We start from the raw sequence: 16,885 nt of genomic DNA, 5'->3' as shown, positions 1-16,885 counted from the left end.
TTGTTTTTAAGAATTATAGTTTATCTATTCGTCTGCTTTAAACATCGGGTCCCATGGTGGCAACATGGTAGGTTTCTGTTCTAAGATTTTAAGTACCTTTTCTGGTAAATATTTTTTATGTATAACTACTCTAAACATGTACTCGTTAAACCATTTGTCTGTAAATGAAAGATAGCCATTGTGTCCGCTTTTGCTTCCCCAACTGTTTTCAAATTGCCATTTTACGGGTTCTTCCTGTGCATCAACATCAACGGCAATTAATGCCATTCCATGGCTGGAACCACTTTCGCGTGTTAGGATTCTGGCTTTTTTATCCATGTTGAATTTTATACCATATGCACTTTCATAGTTGTAGTTGGCCGGGTCTAATAAACCTATGTCGTTATTAAGTTGTTTGCCAACATCACAGGAGGCATACATGGCGTCGTTTCCTTTAATTGATGTCACGGCATATTGTTTCAGCTCATCATTTGGCAGGTTTATATATTTCCAGTTCATGCCCTCCATTACATTACGATCGTTATCAATTTCGTACAGTTTGTGATATGCTCTAGTGGGATCGTTCATTAACATTACGTAGTTATCGTAATTGATATCTGGCAAAATGGTTTTTGCAAACTCCTGAGGTGTATAGTTCTTCCTTTCCCCCAATTCTTCCTCTTTGTTTACGAACCGGTATTCAAAATTTTGTGGTGGTTCACCCAAATTAAGCGCGAGCATTTTGTATACTATGCCCATCATTTCAACTTTTCGTTTTTCAATTGCTTTAGGTTTGGCTCCCTCGTTGTGCATATTCCTGAGTTCAAGAGCAAATTCGCGAATTTTTCGCCTTAACAGGCGTCGCATGTAAGCTGTGTTTTTTGAATTATGCGTCTCGGGCATTATGCTTTGTGGTACTAAGCCATATTTAGTTACAAGGTTTGTAAAGGAGTTCCATACGCCCCCGTCACCGATGGGCGATTTTAGTAACCATTGGTTGTAACGGCTGTCTAAATCTTCGTCAGCGTGCTGAATGATATTTTCAAGAAACAAGTTGGCTTTTTCAAACTGATCCCAGAAGAATAAATGGTTTTGCGAGAATACAAATTCCGACAAATCATATTTTTCAATTACCTTGGGGCGAATTACATTCAGACTGGTAAATAGCCAGCAACGTCCTGATTTTTGCTGGTCTGTAATGCCGCTTACATCAACTTTATATTTAAAATGATGTTCAACTCCACTTAGGTTGCTGCGGCTAAGTGCAATTTCTTTTATACTGTTGTTCGAAATTGCATTCATACGCATTATATTTTCTTTATCTGTGTTGAAATCTTTATGCATTTCGTTAATCATTTCCATGCTAATGCTGCCCTTTTGACCAAAGGCCAATGAGATAGCAGATAAAAGAACAATAGCTAAAATTGTATGCTTTTTCATATTACCTGAGTTAATTAGGTTATTTGCTAATGCGGCAAAAATAAGGTTAATAAAAGGTATTTGCAACAAAATTTGCCAAAGACTACCTGCCTTTTGTTTTTTATGATCCTGCGTGTGGAAATGGTTATGCCTCTGTTGAGTATGTTTGTATATAACACTTGTTATATGTTGAGTCTGCAAAAAATGATAAAATACCTTTTATGCTGTGCAATAATCTTATATTTTCGCTGATGTTTAATTTTATAATGAAATGACCGTTCAAAAATCATCAAACCTGTTTTTAAGTGATGATTTTTGCATAGCAAATTAATTATAAACATGTGAAATAGTTTGATGCGATAAGCATTAACAGAAAAATAACTCTTATGAAAAGCGTTTTAATTTTAGGTTCAGGTATGGTTGCCGGCCCTATCATCGAATATTTACTCGAGAAACAGTATCATGTAACTGTAGCTAGTATAAACGAGGAAAGAGCAGTGCAATTACTAAATAACCATCCAAATGGACAGTTTGTTTATTGGAATGCCGAGGACGAGCAGCGTCTTCACAATTTAGTTAAGCAACATGATCTTACAGTAAGTCTTTTACCTTATAAATTTCATGTAATGGTAGCTAAGGTATGCCTGGAGCATCAAAAGCACATGGTAACTACATCTTATGTGAAGCCCGAAATGCAAAATTTATATGAGGAAGCTGTAAATAAGAATGTGCTCTTACTCAATGAGATTGGTGTGGATCCGGGAATTGACCATATGTCTGCCATGCGCATCATAGATCAAGTGCACGATGCTGAAGGAGAGGTGGAAGATTTTTTTTCAATTACGGGGGCTTTACCAGACCCTAAAGACGTAGATAATCCATTGGGATACAAGTTCTCATGGAGCCCCAAGGGAGTGATTCTTGCCAGTAAAAACGATGCTACATACTTGCATAAGGGAGAAGAAATTTACGTGGATCCTAAGGACTTGTTTCAGGATATTTTTGAGATTAATTTTCCGGATGTAGGCACAATGGATGTATATCCAAATCGAAACTCGATTGACTATATTGACATTTATAGGATTCCTGAGGTTAAAACATTATTTAGAGGAACCTTTAGACATAAAAGTTGGTGTTCAACCTTAGATGCCATAAAAAAACTAAATTTAATTGAAACTGACGAACACGATTTTACAGGCAAAACTTATGCAGATTTTGTGAAAGAAATGGCCGGTTTGAAAGGTGCTGACCTGAAACAAGCTATAGCTGATAAACTGGGTATTTCTGTAAATTCCGATGCTATAAAATCTATTGAGTGGTTGGGGCTTCTCGACAATAAAAACATGGAACGTGGAAAAGATACCGCTTTTGAAATTACTTCGGATTTGATGATTGATAAAATGTGGATGGAAGAGAACGATCGCGATATGGTGGCCATGCAGCATGTGTTTTTAATTAAAAAGAAAAGTGGAGAAAAAGAGGTTGTAAAATCCCGTCTGCTCGATTACGGTGACCCCAAAGGTTTTACCTCTGTAGCCCGTACCGTTGCGTTACCTGCAGCCGTGGCGGTCGATAAAATTTTACAGGGAGAAATAGCACTTGCAGGCGTTTATCGGCCTGTTGTTAAAGAGATTTATGAACCGGTTATGAAAGCGCTGGAAAAGATGGATATTAAAATGGTGGAGGAATTTGGTTTGCCGTTAAGTGAAAATATTCAAAAATAGTGCACAGCGCACTTACCCGGAACGTTTCAGTTATCAGCAGGTTCGACTTGAATTTTTAATCTTGAGATCAATGTGCTAATACGTCATGTATTTAAAAAATTTTGAATATATTTGCCCGATTAATTGGCAAAAAATTGAAATCATTATCAAAAACCAAACGAAATGCAGAATAAAGGAGTAATTAGGTTTATTGCAATTGCACTGGCATTGGTAGTAGTCTACCAGTTATCGTTTACTTTTGTTACTTCAATGGTATCTAATGATGCTGAAGAGTATGCAGAGGGATATGTTGCAAAGGCAAAAAAATCTGAGAAAGAGTTAAGTGAGGAAGAATTAGACGAGCTTAAAAAGAAAAAAGAGAGTCATTACCTGGATTCTATCGCGGGAGAACCGGTCTATAACTTTATCGGAATCCGTGAATTTACCTACCGCGAATGTCAGGAACGTGAAATTAACCTTGGACTTGACTTGAAAGGGGGAATGAACGTTATTCTGGAGATATCAGTATCTGATATAATTGAGGCATTAGCTGGAAATAGCGATGATCCTGATTTTTTGGCGGCTCTTGAAAAAGCAAAAGAATACCAAAAAGAAACACAAGAAGATTTTGTAACGCTTTTTGGTCGTGCATATGAGGAAATTGCTCCGGAAGGACGTTTAGCTACTATTTTTAGCACCAAAGATTTGCGCGAAAAAGTTAACTTCAACTCAACCAACCAGGAGGTACTTGACGTAATTCGTAACGAAACTGATGGTGCCATTTCAAACGCCTTTAATGTATTACGTAATCGTATCGACCGTTTTGGTGTGGCACAACCTGTAATTCAACCGCTGGAAACAGATGGCCAAATATTAATTGAATTACCCGGTATTAAAAACCCGGAGCGTGTGCGTAAACTTCTGAAAGGAACCGCGAAACTTGAATTTTGGGAAACACACAGTAATAAACAAGTTTATGAATACTTGTACAGGGCAAATGAGAAAATTCGCAGTTTAGAACAAATAGAAAAAGCACAACAAGACAGTGTGCAGGCGGCTGATAAAGAAGGTGAAGCTGTTCAGGCTAAAGCGGAAAGCAAGCAAGTCGAAGAAAACCAGGATTTGTTGTCAGAAGATGAGGATTTGCTCTCTGAGGATTCTACATTAATTGCCGAAGATTCAACTTCAATGTCAGATGCAAAGATGCGTGAACAGAATCCATTGTTTTCTGTGTTGATGCCTCGTGTGTCACAAGATAATAAATTAATGCCAGGTGCATCTGTAGGTTATGCCCATTTTAGCGATACAGCACAGGTTAATGAATACCTCCATATGCCAGAGGTGCAGGAAATATTCCCGCGCTCAATGCGTATTAAGTTCCGCTGGAATGTACAGCCCATTGATGAAGAAGGTAACATTTACGAGCTTGTTGCACTTAAGGTTAGCAACATGGAAGGTGAACCCGCATTGGCTGGTGATGTCGTTACCGATGCACGCGCCGATTTCAATAGTCAGACAGGTGGTAGTGCAGAGGTTTCTATGACTATGAATACAGAAGGTGCAAAAAAATGGGCCCGCCTTACAAGAAATAATATTGGCAACCAAATTGCCATTGTCCTCGATAATTACGTATATAGCTATCCTAGAGTTAATCAGGAGATTACAGGTGGTCGTTCATCTATTACCGGGCAGTTTTCAGTTGCTGAGGCTAAAGACCTTGCAAACGTATTGAAGTCAGGTAAATTACCAGCCCCTGCGCATATTATCCAGGAAGAAATCGTTGGACCTTCTCTTGGTCAGGAATCCATTACAAAAGGTTTGTGGTCATTCCTGATAGCGTTCCTTATTGTAATGGTTTACATGGTTTTATACTATCGGCATGCCGGTTGGGTAGCCAATCTTGCCCTTATCACAAACATGTTTTTCATTTCAGGTATACTCGCATCGCTCGGAGCTGTCCTTACACTCCCGGGTATTGCCGGTATTGTATTGACAATCGGTATGTCTGTAGATGCAAATGTGCTGATTTATGAGCGAATAAAAGAGGAGTTAAACGCCGGTAAAGGTTTGAGAATGGCAATTTCTGATGGTTATAAAAATGCCTACTCTGCCATTATTGACTCCAACTTAACAACCTTGCTTACCGCCATAATACTTGGTTATTTTGGTAAAGGACCTATTTATGGATTTGCCATTACGTTAGGTATTGGTATCATTACCTCTTTATTCTCTGCAATTTTTATTACACGCCTTATATATGAAGGCCTACTTGGTCAAAAGAAAAATATTGCTTTTGCTACCAAACTTACGCAGAATGCATTTAAAAATACAGCCATTAAGTTTATCGAAAAACGTAAAATTGCTTACGCCATCTCAGGTATTGTTATTATTGTAGGCGTTGGCTCATTGGTTACACGTGGACTGAATCTAGGTGTTGATTTTACCGGAGGACACAACTATATTGTGCGTTTTCAGGACGATGTTTCTGTAACCAAAATTAAAAATGACCTCGAAGATGTATTTGGTGAAGCCCCTCAAGTGAAAACTTTTGGTGGAAATAATCAGATTAAGGTAACTACCAAATATCTGATAGATACTGATTATGAGTTAACAGAAGCAAACAGGCAAGAATTTTATAAAATTACAGGAGTGGCTTCAGGTAACGAAGTAGATGTTGATGATTATGTTGAAGCAAAACTCTATCAAGGCCTGAAACCACATTTTGGTGATGTTGATTACCAGATGTTTGTGTCAGACCAGGATAAGAACGTCGGCCGTATGAGTTCGCAGAAAGTAGGACCAACCATTGCAGATGATATTAAAACATCAGCTATTTATGCGATAATTTTCTCGCTGATAATCATTTTCCTCTATATTTTAATACGATTCTCCAATTGGCAGTTCGGTTTAGGCGCCGTTGCAGCCCTTTTACACGATGTGTTATTTATATTGGGTCTTTACTCGCTGTTCTATACCATAATGCCTTTCTCCATGGAGATAGATCAATCATTTATTGCAGCCATTCTTACTGTTGTAGGTTACTCTATTAACGATACTGTGGTAGTATTTGACCGAATCCGTGAGTATCTCGGGCTTTATAAGAAACGAGGACGAAAAGAGATCCTCAATACAGCACTTAACAGCACACTCGCCCGTACATTTAGTACATCGTTGAGTACATTCGTGGTACTGCTTACCATCTTTATTTTTGGTGGTGAAATGATCCGCGGATTTATATTTGCCATGTTGGTTGGTGTTGCAGTGGGTACGTATTCATCATTATTTATTGCTACACCGGTAGTTTACGATACCGTAAAAGCTGATGAACGTAAACGCGCACTCAAAGGAGCCAAAAAGTAATTCAAATATAAACTACATGAAACCCCGGCAAATTTTTGTCGGGGTTTTTTATTTTGAATGTCTCATTATCAATTTTAAATCTTAATTTTGCGTATAATCACTTATGCTCAACCTGTTGAACTTTAAATATGATAAAAGTAGAAAAGTTAAATAAATATTACGGAGATTTGCACGTGTTGCGGGATGTGGATTTATGCATTAAGCAAGGTGAAATTGTTACTATTGTGGGGCCGAGCGGTGCCGGAAAAACAACCTTGTTACAAATCTTGGGAACCCTCGACAAGGCTGATAGTGGCTCGGTTTGGTTCGATGAGCAAAACCCATTCGAACTTAAACAGCAGGGCCTTGCACGTTTTCGTAATGATAATATTGGGTTTGTTTTTCAGTTTCATCAATTATTACCGGAGTTTAGTGCATGGGAAAATGTTAGTATACCTGCACTAATTAAAGGTCACAGTATGAGAGATGCCCGCGAAAACGCAATGATGTTGCTTAAGAAAATGGGTCTTACTTCGAGAGTAGATCATAAACCATCAGAATTATCCGGTGGGGAGCAGCAACGTGTGGCGGTGGCTCGGGCTCTGATGAACAGGCCAAAGGTAATTTTGGCCGATGAGCCTTCTGGTAACCTCGATACCGCTAATAAAGAATCGTTACATAAGCTTTTCTTTGCATTGCGGGATGAGTTTAACCTTACCTTTATTATAGTAACGCACGACAAGGAGTTGGCCGGTTTGGCCGATAGAATTGTGGAACTGCGGGATGGTGAGATTATAAACCGTCAACCTGTCCAAAATGGCGCAAAACCAAAAGCACAGCAGCAATAATTGCCAATGTGAGAATAACAATGCCGGATATTTTATTGATCCACCATAATTGTTTGAGTCTGAAGCGGTGACGGAAGATATTTACAATGGACGTTAGCCCGATCCACCAGCTCATTGCTCCAGCACTAATGCCACCAACAAGTATTAATTGCGACATCAGGTAATGGTCTGTCTCGTGAATACTTAATGCGGCAATGGTGGCTCCAAAGAAAAGTACTGTTAATGGATTACTTAATGTGAGGAAAAAAACCGAAATGAAGTCACCAAAAATACCTTGTCCTTTATTTCTGGCCCGTCGGCGAATCTGGGTCACCGGGTTTGAAAAGAAAATTTTAGCTCCAAGTCCTAAAAGCACAATTACACCCAATATCTGGAGTTCTATACGGTATTCCAATAAAATTTTTTTAGTTACCGTTAATCCAAAAACCGCTATTATGGCAAAAACAGTGTCCGCAAATGCTGCTCCAAAACCAGATAGCATACCATGTAGCCTTCCTTTATTGATGGTTTTTTGAACACATAAAACCCCAATCGGGCCCATGGGCACTGATACAGCAAGACCAATCACTATGCCTTTCAAAAATAATATTACTGGTGCTACAGCTTCTTCCATAAATCTTTTAAAAAGACCCAAAAATAATTAAAATTGCACTAATGAGAAAACTATTTATATAAATGACAAACGAAGCTGCCCGACTCTTGGTTAAAGAATTGCTTGAGGAGAAATATGAGCAATACAACAGAAGCGAATTTATTGAAAATGATCCCATTGCTGTACCACATCTTTTTAAGAAAAAAGAAGATATAGAGATCGCAGCATTTCTGTCAGCTACAATTGCCTGGGGGCAAAGACCTATGATTGTAAAAAAGGGCATGGAAATGATGCAATTGATGGATTATGCCCCTTATGAATTTGTGCAAAATGCGGGGAAAGACGATTTTAAACGGTTTCAAAAATTTGTTTATCGTACTTTTAAAGATAGTGATTTAGTTTACTTTATAGAAGCATTGCAAAAGTTAGTTGCTGAATACGGATCCCTTGGAAATTGTTTTGAGCATTTATATAAAGAAGCAGGAAATATTTATGATTTACTTATTTTGTTTCATTGCCGGTTTTTTCAACACAAAAAACCAGGACGTGCGCAAAAACACTTATCAAATCCGGCCAAAGGCTCTTCCGCCAAACGAATGAATATGATGTTGAGGTGGATGGTGCGAGACGATAACAGAGGAGTAGATTTTGGCATGTGGAAGTTTGTAAAACCTTCGGCATTATATCTTCCGTTAGATGTTCATACGGGTCGTATAAGCAGAAAGCTGGGACTTCTAACGCGGCGTTCAAATGACTGGAGCGCTGTGGAAGAGATTACAAGCACCTTACAGGAATTTGACGTGGAGGACCCGGTGAAATATGATTTTGCTTTATTTGGTCTGGGTATTTTCGAAAAGTTTTAATCAATGGCTAATCAATGGTTTCAGTTTAAACAATTTAAAATCAACCAGGATCGCACGGCCATGAAGGTTGGAACAGATGGCGTGCTGTTGGGTGCCTGGGCAAACTTTTCACAATCAACTCATATTTTAGACATTGGCACGGGCACAGGCCTGATTGCTATTATGGCAGCTCAACGTACCAATAAGTCCAAAATAGCGGGTGTTGAAATTGATGAGGGTGCATTTAAACAAGCAGAAGAAAATGTATTGGCCTGCAAATGGAGCGATAGAATACTATTGTACCATCAAGACTTTAATTTTTTTGCGCAAACCTCCACGAGAAAGTATGACCATATTGTAAGCAATCCGCCTTTTTTTAACAGCACATTGAAACCTCCACAGAACAGCAGAGCAACAGCCCGGCATAATGAATCTTTAAGTTTAGATGAACTTATTAAAAGTTCTGCTTTAGTACTGGCCGCTCATGGCCGCATTTCTTTGATATTGCCAACAACTGCAAAGTCTGAGCTTCAGTATATTTGCCAAATAAATGGTTTGTTTATTTCAACCCTCACATTTGTAAAACCTACTCCCGGCAAACCTCCTCATCGTATGCTCGTTGAATTAAGCTATAAGTATGAACCAATGGAGCCGGAAGAGTTGATTATTGAGGAATTTGGGCGGCATCAATATAGTGCGGCATACAGACAACTCACATACCCATTTTATTTGTGACTTCAGTTTTTTTAACGGTATAACCGTTTACGGTAGCTATTAATTTGGTGTTAACTAACTATTTTTCAAAAGCCCTGTGTTTTTTTTGCTATCTTTACACTAAAGCCATCGAATGAATCCATTGATTTTTGTCATAGCATTACTCACCATTTTGGATGTTTCCATAATTCGGACTTTCGTTTTTAATGATTCAGAAAATATTGGATACAACATTTACGAACTGCCCAGGATTTATGAGGGCGATTTAGTTTTTAGGAGAGGAAAGAGTATTGAAAGCTATGCAGTTTTGAAAGCTGATGGTAGTGTCCGATATTCTCATGTAGGAATAGCCCATATAAATAAAAATGGAGATTGTACTGTTGTGCATGCTGTGCCGGCCGATAATAAAACTGAGAACAAGGTGAGGATTGAACCCTTGTCAGATTTTTGGGATTATGACAACGCATCTGCTGGGGCTGTATATAGGCTAAAGCTGAATAATTATCAGCGAGAAATAATTGGCAATTATGTGAAAAGAATATTTAATGAGGAAGTTGAATTTGATGGGGCTTATGATTTACACGATACATCCAAATTGTACTGTACCGAATTGGTGCGTAATGCGTACCAAAAATGCAATATCGATATTCTGTCGGGCAATATGGATACCCTGTATTTTCCAAAACAGATACCAATAATATTTCCCGGTACAATATTAAAAAATAAGAAAATCCAACAAATTTATTCTTATACAAACAACTAAATTTATGCTTATGAGAAAGTTAGCGTTTTTATTTACTGTTTTAGCAGCATCTACTACAATGTTTTTTGCTTGTGGTAATGATGAAGCCCCCGGCGATATCACTGAAAAAGTATATTTAAGTATTGCTGATGGTGAATATGATTATGTGATAGACAGGCTGGACACCAAAGGAGATGAAATTACAACAGAAGACCGTGAAAAACTTAAAAAGATGCTTGAAATGAGTAAAGGCCAAATTGAAAAGAAAGGCGGAATTAAAAAGGTCAATATTCTTAAGGAAGAAATTGCTGAGGATGGAAAAAGTTGCACTGTACACGCAGAAGTGGCGTATGGTAACGGAGATAAAGAGCCCGCCAACTCCCGATTTGTAAAGACAAATGGAAACTGGATGATTAATGTGGGACAATAATTATCTTCAATTTTCCAAAAAAAGACTGACCTTTAAAGGCAGTCTTTTTTTGTTTTTAGCACTAAAAATACCTTAAAAGCCTTAATTTTGAACTCAGATAGAATTGTTAAAAGAAAAAAGTATTACAACTACCTATGAAAAAAGCGCTTGTTACCGGTGGAGCCGGTTTTGTGGGCTCACATTTGTGTGAGAGGCTTTTAAATGAAGGATATGAGGTTATTTCGCTTGATAACTATTTTACAGGCGACAAACGAAATATCCTGCATTTGAGGGACAACCCGTTCTTTGAAGTCGTCAGACACGATGTAACTACCTCTTACTATGCCGAAGTAGATGAAATTTACAATCTGGCCTGCCCGGCTTCTCCAATACACTACCAGTATAATCCAATCAAAACAGTAAAAACTTCTGTTATGGGTGCCATCAATATGCTGGGTCTGGCTAAACGTATAAAAGCCCCAATACTCCAGGCTTCTACTTCAGAAGTTTATGGCGACCCCAAAGTGCATCCGCAAACCGAAGACTACTGGGGGCATGTAAACCCCGTTGGCCGTAGGTCGTGTTATGATGAAGGCAAGCGCTGCGCTGAAACTTTATTTATGGATTATCATATTCAAAATAAAGTCCGGATAAAAATTATACGAATTTTTAATACATATGGCCCCCGCATGCACCCGAGTGATGGCCGGGTAATTTCAAACTTCATAATTCAGGCGCTCCAAAACCAGGATATTACAGTTTACGGCGATGGTAGCCAAACCCGCAGCTTTCAGTATGTTGACGATCTTGTGGAAGGAATGATTCGCATGATGCAAACCGACGACAAAATTACCGGACCTATTAATGTGGGAAATCCCGGAGAGTTTACCATAAAGGAACTTGCCGATATGGTATTGGAGATGACCGGTTCCACTTCGAAAGTAGTGTATTTACCAAAACCCGATGATGACCCGATACAACGGCGACCCGATATATCGAAAGCTCATGAATTACTTGATGGATGGGAACCTTCCATAGCCTTGCGTCAGGGGCTTGGAAAAACAATAACTTATTTTGATAATCTTTTGAAATCAGGTAATTTCGATACCTGGTAATATTCTATAAATGAACCATTAAATTCAAAAATATGAAAGGTATTATTCTGGCCGGCGGTGCCGGTACGAGACTTTATCCTATCACAAAAAGTATTTCGAAACAAATTATTCCGGTTTACGATAAACCCATGATTTATTATCCGCTCTCTGTTTTGATGTTGGCTGGTATAAAGGATATACTCATTATTTCAACCCCCCGAGATTTGCCGCTTTATAAAAATTTATTCGAAGATGGCAGCCAATACGGGCTAAATATACAATATGCAGAACAACCCTCTCCCGATGGACTTGCACAGGCATTTATTATAGGAGATGAGTTTATAGGAAACGATCAGGTATGTCTGATTCTGGGCGACAATATTTTTTACGGATACAGTTTTTCTGGTATACTCAGTAATGCCGCTGAAAGAACTCAAGGGGCTACAGTCTTCGGGTATTATGTGAAAGACCCGCAGCGTTACGGTGTGGCAGAATTCGACGAAAAAGGCCAGGTGTTAAGCATAGAAGAGAAACCCGAACATCCTAAATCGAATTATGCAGTCACCGGTTTGTATTTTTACGATAATACTGTAGTTGAAAAAGCTAAAGCATTAAAGCCTTCGGATAGGGGCGAATTGGAGATTACCGATCTCAACCGAATGTACCTCAACGAAGGAAAACTGAATGTTGAACTGCTTGGACGTGGATTTGCCTGGTTAGATACAGGAACACATGAAAGTTTGCACAATGCTTCTAATTATGTGGAAACCATTGAGACAAGACAAGGGTTGAAAATTGCTTGCATCGAAGAAATAGCATATAAAAAAGGCTTCATTGATAAAGAGCAATTGCTCAAGCTTGCAGAAGAACTGAAAAAAAATCAGTATGGTGAGTATTTATTTGAAGTAGCCAGAAAAAACAGTTAAAAACATGAAGATTATTGAAACACCCATCCCCGACTTGTTAATTATAGAACCTAAAGTATTCGGGGATGAGCGCGGATATTTTTATGAATCATATAATAAGCAGGTTTTTGAGCAGGCAGGCCTTCAATACGATTTTATACAAGATAATCAGGCTTTGAGCCAATATGGCGTATTGAGAGGCTTGCATTATCAGCATCCGCCTTTTGCCCAAAGTAAATTAATCAGGGCGGTGCAAGGTGAAATAAACGATGTGGTGGTGGATTTGCGCAGAGGTTCTCCAACTTTTGGCCGCTGGTATAGCGTAAAACTTACGGCAGATAATCATCGCCAGCTTCTCGTGCCCAAAGGTTTTGCGCATGGCTATGCTGTACTGAGTGATCTATCTTTGGTGCAATATAAATGCGATGCCTTTTATCATCCCGAATCAGAAGGAGGTATAAACCCCTTCGATGGTGAATTGGATATTGACTGGGGCCTTTCTTATGATGAAGCCCGGTTAAGCAATAAGGATAAGGCTCATCCTGCTTTTAAAGATTGTGTAAATAAATTTGAATTTCATGCCTAAGAAAACTGTATTAATTTCTGGTGTTAACGGACAGCTGGGACAAAAAGTTAAACAAGCGCTAAAATCCTGCGACAATATTAATGTACTTGGTATTGATATGGACCAAATGGATATTGTTTCCCGCAGGCAGGTTGAGGCAAAATTGCAGGAAATACAACCGGATGTGTTGATTAATTGTTCTGCTTATACCGCCGTAGACAATGCTGAAAATGAAAAGGAGATGGCCCTTAAAGTGAATCAGAAAGGGCCACTTGTATTGGCTGAAAAATGTAAAATGTTCAATACCTTTTTAATACATATTTCGACAGATTATGTATTCAGTGGAGAAGGATTTCGGCCTTATATCGAAAATGACCCTATCAGGCCGGTGAATTTTTATGGTGAAACAAAAGCTTTGGGTGAGGAATCCATACAAAAAACATACGAAAATGCCATTATTATTCGCACGGCATGGCTTTATTCCGAATTTGGTAAAAATTTTGTGAAAACCATGCTGAGGTTAGGGAAAGAGCGTAAGCAACTTGGTGTAATCGATGATCAGGTGGGGAGCCCTACCTATGCGGGAGATCTGGCTGATGCCATAAAAACTATTACTTCGCAATATGTGGCAGGAGAAGATTTTTCCCGTGGAATATACCATTTCACCAATGAAGGTGTTTGCTCGTGGTTCGATTTTGCATTGAAAATTCAGCAAACTGCCAACAACCGGGTAAAGGTTAATCCAATACCTACCAGCGATTATCCTACACCGGCAAAACGACCTTATTATAGCGTGCTTGATAAACGTAAAATTAAAAATCAGTTTCATCTTGCTATTCCGCATTGGGAAGATAGTCTGGCAAAATGCATTGATCTTTTGGAAGAATAAAAAAAGTTTGTGCTAATAAATCAGTAGTTTCGATTGGCGTGTACTTCCATTTGCTGTGGATATTTTCAAAATGTACATTCCGCTTTTCAAATTCCGGGTGTTAAGTGAATAATGCTTATCGTTAATCTTCTTGCGTTTTTTAAGCTGTCCGTTCATACTGTAAACTTCTAATAGCTCCATCTTTGTTTCACAGGTTACCATTGCTACATTGTGTGCCGGTTGGGGGTAAATATTTATACCTGATTTTGTAACTATGTTGGCTATAGCTGTGGTGCCGGAAAGATATTGTTCGGCTTCATGAATGTTGCCAATGATGTTTGACAGGTGAAAGCCGGCTGTCAGTATAAAAATTGTTGAAATGGTATCACCCGGATATACAACCATGCTTTCTGTGCCTACAAGGTGTGCTACATCATCTCCTGAACTCGATCCTGCTTCTTGCCGTTCGTTGGAAAGGGCAAACCACCTTTCTTCATCGGTGAACCCGTCGATTATATTTATGCCTTCGGTGTCTTCTTTAAGCTCAAAAGCATAGTGGTGAAAAGGCTGGTTGTAGACTTTAATGCCTGTAAGCAAATTGTCTCCCAGGTTGTTTGTGCAATAAGCAACCTGGTTGGTCTCATCAAAAAACATGTTATTGTTGTCTGCGCTAATTAAATCCCAATCAAAAAACAAACCGGTATGAAAGTCGCTGTAAGTGTTGTCGCTTTGGTTGATAAGCTGATATTTGAGAAAAACAACAGATGATAATTCCGGGTTGTTTGAAATACTTACTGTTTGTAACGTTGTGATTTGCATACTGTTTAGCTTGTTGGTGTCTGTCATAACAGCTTCAATTGATAGCTTCTCTTCTCCAAAATAACTGGTGTCAGCAATATTGAGTGTCTGTAGTTCAGGCGCATTCAAAAAAGTGCTGATTACTTCATTGGTGCTGTTTCCATAAATTAACCCGGCTTCCCACACCATGTTTCTGTAATTGTTGAGCCATATGCCATTTCCCTGTAATGGGCTCCTTTCATTGAACCCAAGGCGACCATTGGCCGGAATAGTTATATTTAATTCATTTTGGGTTAAATTAATGTATGACCGATTGGCATAAAAGGAATAAAACCGGCTGTTAATATTTTGTCCGTTGTCGATTAGAAATTTAATTGTTATCTTTTTATCGAAAGGTACATCATTATGGATGACTATGGGCAATGACTCATTTTCTATTGCGAATGTTTCATTTGTGTTAACTATGCCGGCGTTCATTGATGTAGTTAAAACGGAGGCATATTCTGATAATGACTCGATTTCTATAGATATAGCAGCACTTTGCAGGTGGTTTTTAAATAGCCCATGCAGGTAAGCCGTATCTCCTGCCCGAAGCGAACCATTAATATTCATCTCAGTAATATCAACACCGCTTATCATGGTATCTGAGAGCGTTTTGTGAGCGTCTAACCTGCCACTTCCCAGTTTGTCGGCGTAGATCACATTTTGAGGTATTGTGTCTAAATAGTAGGATGAGTTCTGTACTTGTTGCTTTACCTGAAAAGCATTCAGATGCGGCCTTTGGTGTCTGACTAAAGCAGCAATAGCTCCAACCGATGGAGCTGCATAAGAAGTTCCCGAACCACTGCTGTAACTATTCCCAAGGGCCGTGGATAAAATTCCTTCGCCGGGGGCTGAAATGTCGATGTGGTAACCATAAGTGGATCCAACCCATTTTTGATCGTTTTCATTTGTTGCTGCTACAGAAATAACCTCTTCGTAAACTGCCGGATAATATAAATCTTCATTGCGGCTGTTACCTGCTGCTGCCACAATAACCATATCCTTATCGTAAATGGCATATTCGATAATGTCCCGGGCAAATGGAGATTCAACCACACCGCCCCAGGAGCAAACTGCTACATCTACTCCGTGATCTGCTGCATAAACAATGCCTTCCCAGGCAGTGTTGAGCTCTCCATGGCTATTCATAACTTTTATGGGTAAGTAGCTAATGTCGCGGCCTGAGCCGGCAATTCCAATTCCATTGTCAGCAGCTGCTGCAGCTATGCCAGCCACTTTTACACCATGTCCGTTTATGTCGGCCTGTGGGTTATTATTGTTTTCGCTCAAATCCCAACCGTTAAAGTTATCAATAAAACCATCTAAGTCGTCATCAATTCCGTTTATCGGGTCGGCATAATTGCGATGCACTTTGCTGTTTAAATCTTCGTGTGTAAAATCTGTGCCTGTATCGATTATGCCAACCACAGTAGTTGAATCACCTTGTTCTATATCCCATGCTGCAAAAGCATTGATTTGCCCGAGATAGTATTGTTGGTTAATATAGGTATCGTTTGTGGTGTCGAATAATTGAACCCCGGGCTTTTTAACTGCATAAATAACCTCAGGGTGTTGGTTGAGTTGTTTTATGATTTTTGTTTGTGCAGCATCAGACGACAACGAAATGCTAAAAATATTGGACAACCTGCTTTCGGTTCCTTTTAATGCTTTTTGGTAGTGAGTAGGGAATAGTGGTCTGGGCGGTGATGTTTTATTGTTAAGGTTAACCACGGACCAGTCAAAATTTGCATTTTTTGTTTTAACTATCACGGGCTGGTTTTGAGCTATGTTGTGGATATAGCTCAGCAATAAAAAAGTGACTAAAAGCAATTTGATGATTTTCATGCTAACATGTTTAACTTTATACTTTTATAAACGGAAATCAATGGTGTAAAGATTAAAAAAATGAATATTATTACTATTTTTAGCTAAATTATTGACTATATTTGAATTTTATACGGTTAATAAAGGACAAGCAGCCACGAAAGTAACTAATTTTTTGACTTAGGGTTGCACAGCATTTAAA

14 protein-coding genes are annotated in these 16,885 nt (G+C 38.9%); 11 read left to right on the top strand and 3 right to left on the bottom strand.

The annotated features are described in order from the left end of the window. Positions 1-24 precede the first annotated feature (24 nt). Positions 25-1,419 (bottom strand): C1 family peptidase, encoded by a 1,395-nt coding sequence (locus ACTB0Y_RS01330; protein WP_463204982.1) that lies wholly within the window; start codon positions 1,417-1,419, stop codon positions 25-27. A 365-nt stretch (positions 1,420-1,784) separates the two neighbouring features. Between ACTB0Y_RS01330 and ACTB0Y_RS01325 the strand changes: the two genes are divergently transcribed. The 3 genes from ACTB0Y_RS01325 to ACTB0Y_RS01315 all read left to right on the top strand — a co-directional run bounded on the left by ACTB0Y_RS01325 (position 1,785) and on the right by ACTB0Y_RS01315 (position 7,288). Next, positions 1,785-3,122 carry a saccharopine dehydrogenase C-terminal domain-containing protein gene (locus ACTB0Y_RS01325; protein WP_463204981.1) on the top strand — a complete coding sequence of 446 codons (1,338 nt, stop codon included), beginning with the start codon at positions 1,785-1,787 and terminating at the stop codon, positions 3,120-3,122. A 162-nt stretch (positions 3,123-3,284) separates the two neighbouring features. Next, positions 3,285-6,461 (top strand): protein translocase subunit SecDF, encoded by a 3,177-nt coding sequence (secDF, locus tag ACTB0Y_RS01320; protein WP_463204980.1) that lies wholly within the window; start codon positions 3,285-3,287, stop codon positions 6,459-6,461. Between the two features lie 128 nt (positions 6,462-6,589). After that, complete coding sequence (locus ACTB0Y_RS01315) at positions 6,590-7,288, top strand: ABC transporter ATP-binding protein (protein ID WP_463204979.1); 699 nt, start codon at positions 6,590-6,592, stop codon at positions 7,286-7,288. Here ACTB0Y_RS01315 and ACTB0Y_RS01310 read toward each other — a convergent pair. Further along, positions 7,233-7,901, bottom strand: a complete 669-nt coding sequence (locus tag ACTB0Y_RS01310; RefSeq protein ID WP_463204978.1) for a LysE family translocator — start codon at positions 7,899-7,901, stop codon at positions 7,233-7,235. The genes ACTB0Y_RS01315 and ACTB0Y_RS01310 overlap by 56 nt on opposite strands. Before the next feature lie 62 nt (positions 7,902-7,963). Here ACTB0Y_RS01310 and ACTB0Y_RS01305 point away from each other — a divergent pair, with 62 nt between their 5' ends. The 8 genes from ACTB0Y_RS01305 (at position 7,964) to rfbD (ending at position 14,040) form a co-directional block, all read left to right on the top strand. Continuing rightward, on the top strand, positions 7,964-8,743 hold the full coding sequence (locus tag ACTB0Y_RS01305; RefSeq protein ID WP_463204977.1) for a TIGR02757 family protein: 780 nt from the start codon (positions 7,964-7,966) through the stop codon (positions 8,741-8,743). Positions 8,744-8,746: 3 nt separating this feature from the next. Continuing rightward, positions 8,747-9,457, top strand: a complete 711-nt coding sequence (locus ACTB0Y_RS01300) for a tRNA1(Val) (adenine(37)-N6)-methyltransferase (RefSeq protein ID WP_463204976.1) — start codon at positions 8,747-8,749, stop codon at positions 9,455-9,457. 112 nt (positions 9,458-9,569) lie between these two features. Then, positions 9,570-10,199, top strand: a complete 630-nt coding sequence (locus ACTB0Y_RS01295) for a YiiX/YebB-like N1pC/P60 family cysteine hydrolase (protein WP_463204975.1) — start codon at positions 9,570-9,572, stop codon at positions 10,197-10,199. Between the two features lie 10 nt (positions 10,200-10,209). Further along, positions 10,210-10,608, top strand: coding sequence for a DUF4878 domain-containing protein (locus ACTB0Y_RS01290; protein ID WP_463204974.1), 399 nt, complete (start codon positions 10,210-10,212; stop codon positions 10,606-10,608). A 134-nt stretch (positions 10,609-10,742) separates the two neighbouring features. Further along, entirely contained in the window at positions 10,743-11,702 is a 960-nt protein-coding gene (locus ACTB0Y_RS01285; protein WP_463204973.1) for a UDP-glucuronic acid decarboxylase family protein, read from the top strand. Positions 11,703-11,734: 32 nt separating this feature from the next. Further along, complete coding sequence (gene rfbA, locus ACTB0Y_RS01280; RefSeq protein WP_463204972.1) at positions 11,735-12,607, top strand: glucose-1-phosphate thymidylyltransferase RfbA; 873 nt, start codon at positions 11,735-11,737, stop codon at positions 12,605-12,607. A 4-nt stretch (positions 12,608-12,611) separates the two neighbouring features. Then, positions 12,612-13,172 (top strand): dTDP-4-dehydrorhamnose 3,5-epimerase, encoded by a 561-nt coding sequence (rfbC, locus tag ACTB0Y_RS01275; RefSeq protein WP_463204971.1) that lies wholly within the window; start codon positions 12,612-12,614, stop codon positions 13,170-13,172. Beyond that, positions 13,165-14,040, top strand: coding sequence for a dTDP-4-dehydrorhamnose reductase (gene rfbD / locus ACTB0Y_RS01270; protein WP_463204970.1), 876 nt, complete (start codon positions 13,165-13,167; stop codon positions 14,038-14,040). Before rfbC ends, rfbD begins: the two co-directional genes overlap by 8 nt. A 12-nt stretch (positions 14,041-14,052) precedes the next feature. On the opposite strand, the gene ACTB0Y_RS01265 is transcribed toward rfbD, so the two are convergent. After that, the gene (locus ACTB0Y_RS01265) at positions 14,053-16,704 is read right to left on the bottom strand and encodes a S8 family serine peptidase (protein WP_463204969.1); all 2,652 of its coding nucleotides are present in this window, start codon (positions 16,702-16,704) and stop codon (positions 14,053-14,055) included. Between the last annotated feature and the right edge of the window lie 181 nt (positions 16,705-16,885).

It is taken from the genome of Salinivirga sp., assembly GCF_055145285.1.
The sequence above is the reverse complement of the archived record's forward strand: the minus strand, read 5'-3'. Positions and strand labels throughout refer to the sequence as shown.

Excerpts from the sequence above, each read along its gene's own strand:
- ACTB0Y_RS01330 (WP_463204982.1), bottom strand. The coding sequence starts at position 1,419 with ATGAAAAAGCATACAATTTTAGCTATTGTTCTTTTATCTGCTATCTCA.
- ACTB0Y_RS01325 (WP_463204981.1), top strand. The coding sequence starts at position 1,785 with ATGAAAAGCGTTTTAATTTTAGGTTCAGGTATGGTTGCCGGCCCTATC.
- secDF (WP_463204980.1), top strand. The coding sequence starts at position 3,285 with ATGCAGAATAAAGGAGTAATTAGGTTTATTGCAATTGCACTGGCATTG.
- ACTB0Y_RS01315 (WP_463204979.1), top strand. The coding sequence starts at position 6,590 with ATGATAAAAGTAGAAAAGTTAAATAAATATTACGGAGATTTGCACGTG.
- ACTB0Y_RS01310 (WP_463204978.1), bottom strand. The coding sequence starts at position 7,901 with ATGGAAGAAGCTGTAGCACCAGTAATATTATTTTTGAAAGGCATAGTG.
- ACTB0Y_RS01305 (WP_463204977.1), top strand. The coding sequence starts at position 7,964 with ATGACAAACGAAGCTGCCCGACTCTTGGTTAAAGAATTGCTTGAGGAG.
- ACTB0Y_RS01300 (WP_463204976.1), top strand. The coding sequence starts at position 8,747 with ATGGCTAATCAATGGTTTCAGTTTAAACAATTTAAAATCAACCAGGAT.
- ACTB0Y_RS01295 (WP_463204975.1), top strand. The coding sequence starts at position 9,570 with ATGAATCCATTGATTTTTGTCATAGCATTACTCACCATTTTGGATGTT.
- ACTB0Y_RS01290 (WP_463204974.1), top strand. The coding sequence starts at position 10,210 with ATGAGAAAGTTAGCGTTTTTATTTACTGTTTTAGCAGCATCTACTACA.
- ACTB0Y_RS01285 (WP_463204973.1), top strand. The coding sequence starts at position 10,743 with ATGAAAAAAGCGCTTGTTACCGGTGGAGCCGGTTTTGTGGGCTCACAT.
- rfbA (WP_463204972.1), top strand. The coding sequence starts at position 11,735 with ATGAAAGGTATTATTCTGGCCGGCGGTGCCGGTACGAGACTTTATCCT.
- rfbC (WP_463204971.1), top strand. The coding sequence starts at position 12,612 with ATGAAGATTATTGAAACACCCATCCCCGACTTGTTAATTATAGAACCT.
- rfbD (WP_463204970.1), top strand. The coding sequence starts at position 13,165 with ATGCCTAAGAAAACTGTATTAATTTCTGGTGTTAACGGACAGCTGGGA.
- ACTB0Y_RS01265 (WP_463204969.1), bottom strand. The coding sequence starts at position 16,704 with ATGAAAATCATCAAATTGCTTTTAGTCACTTTTTTATTGCTGAGCTAT.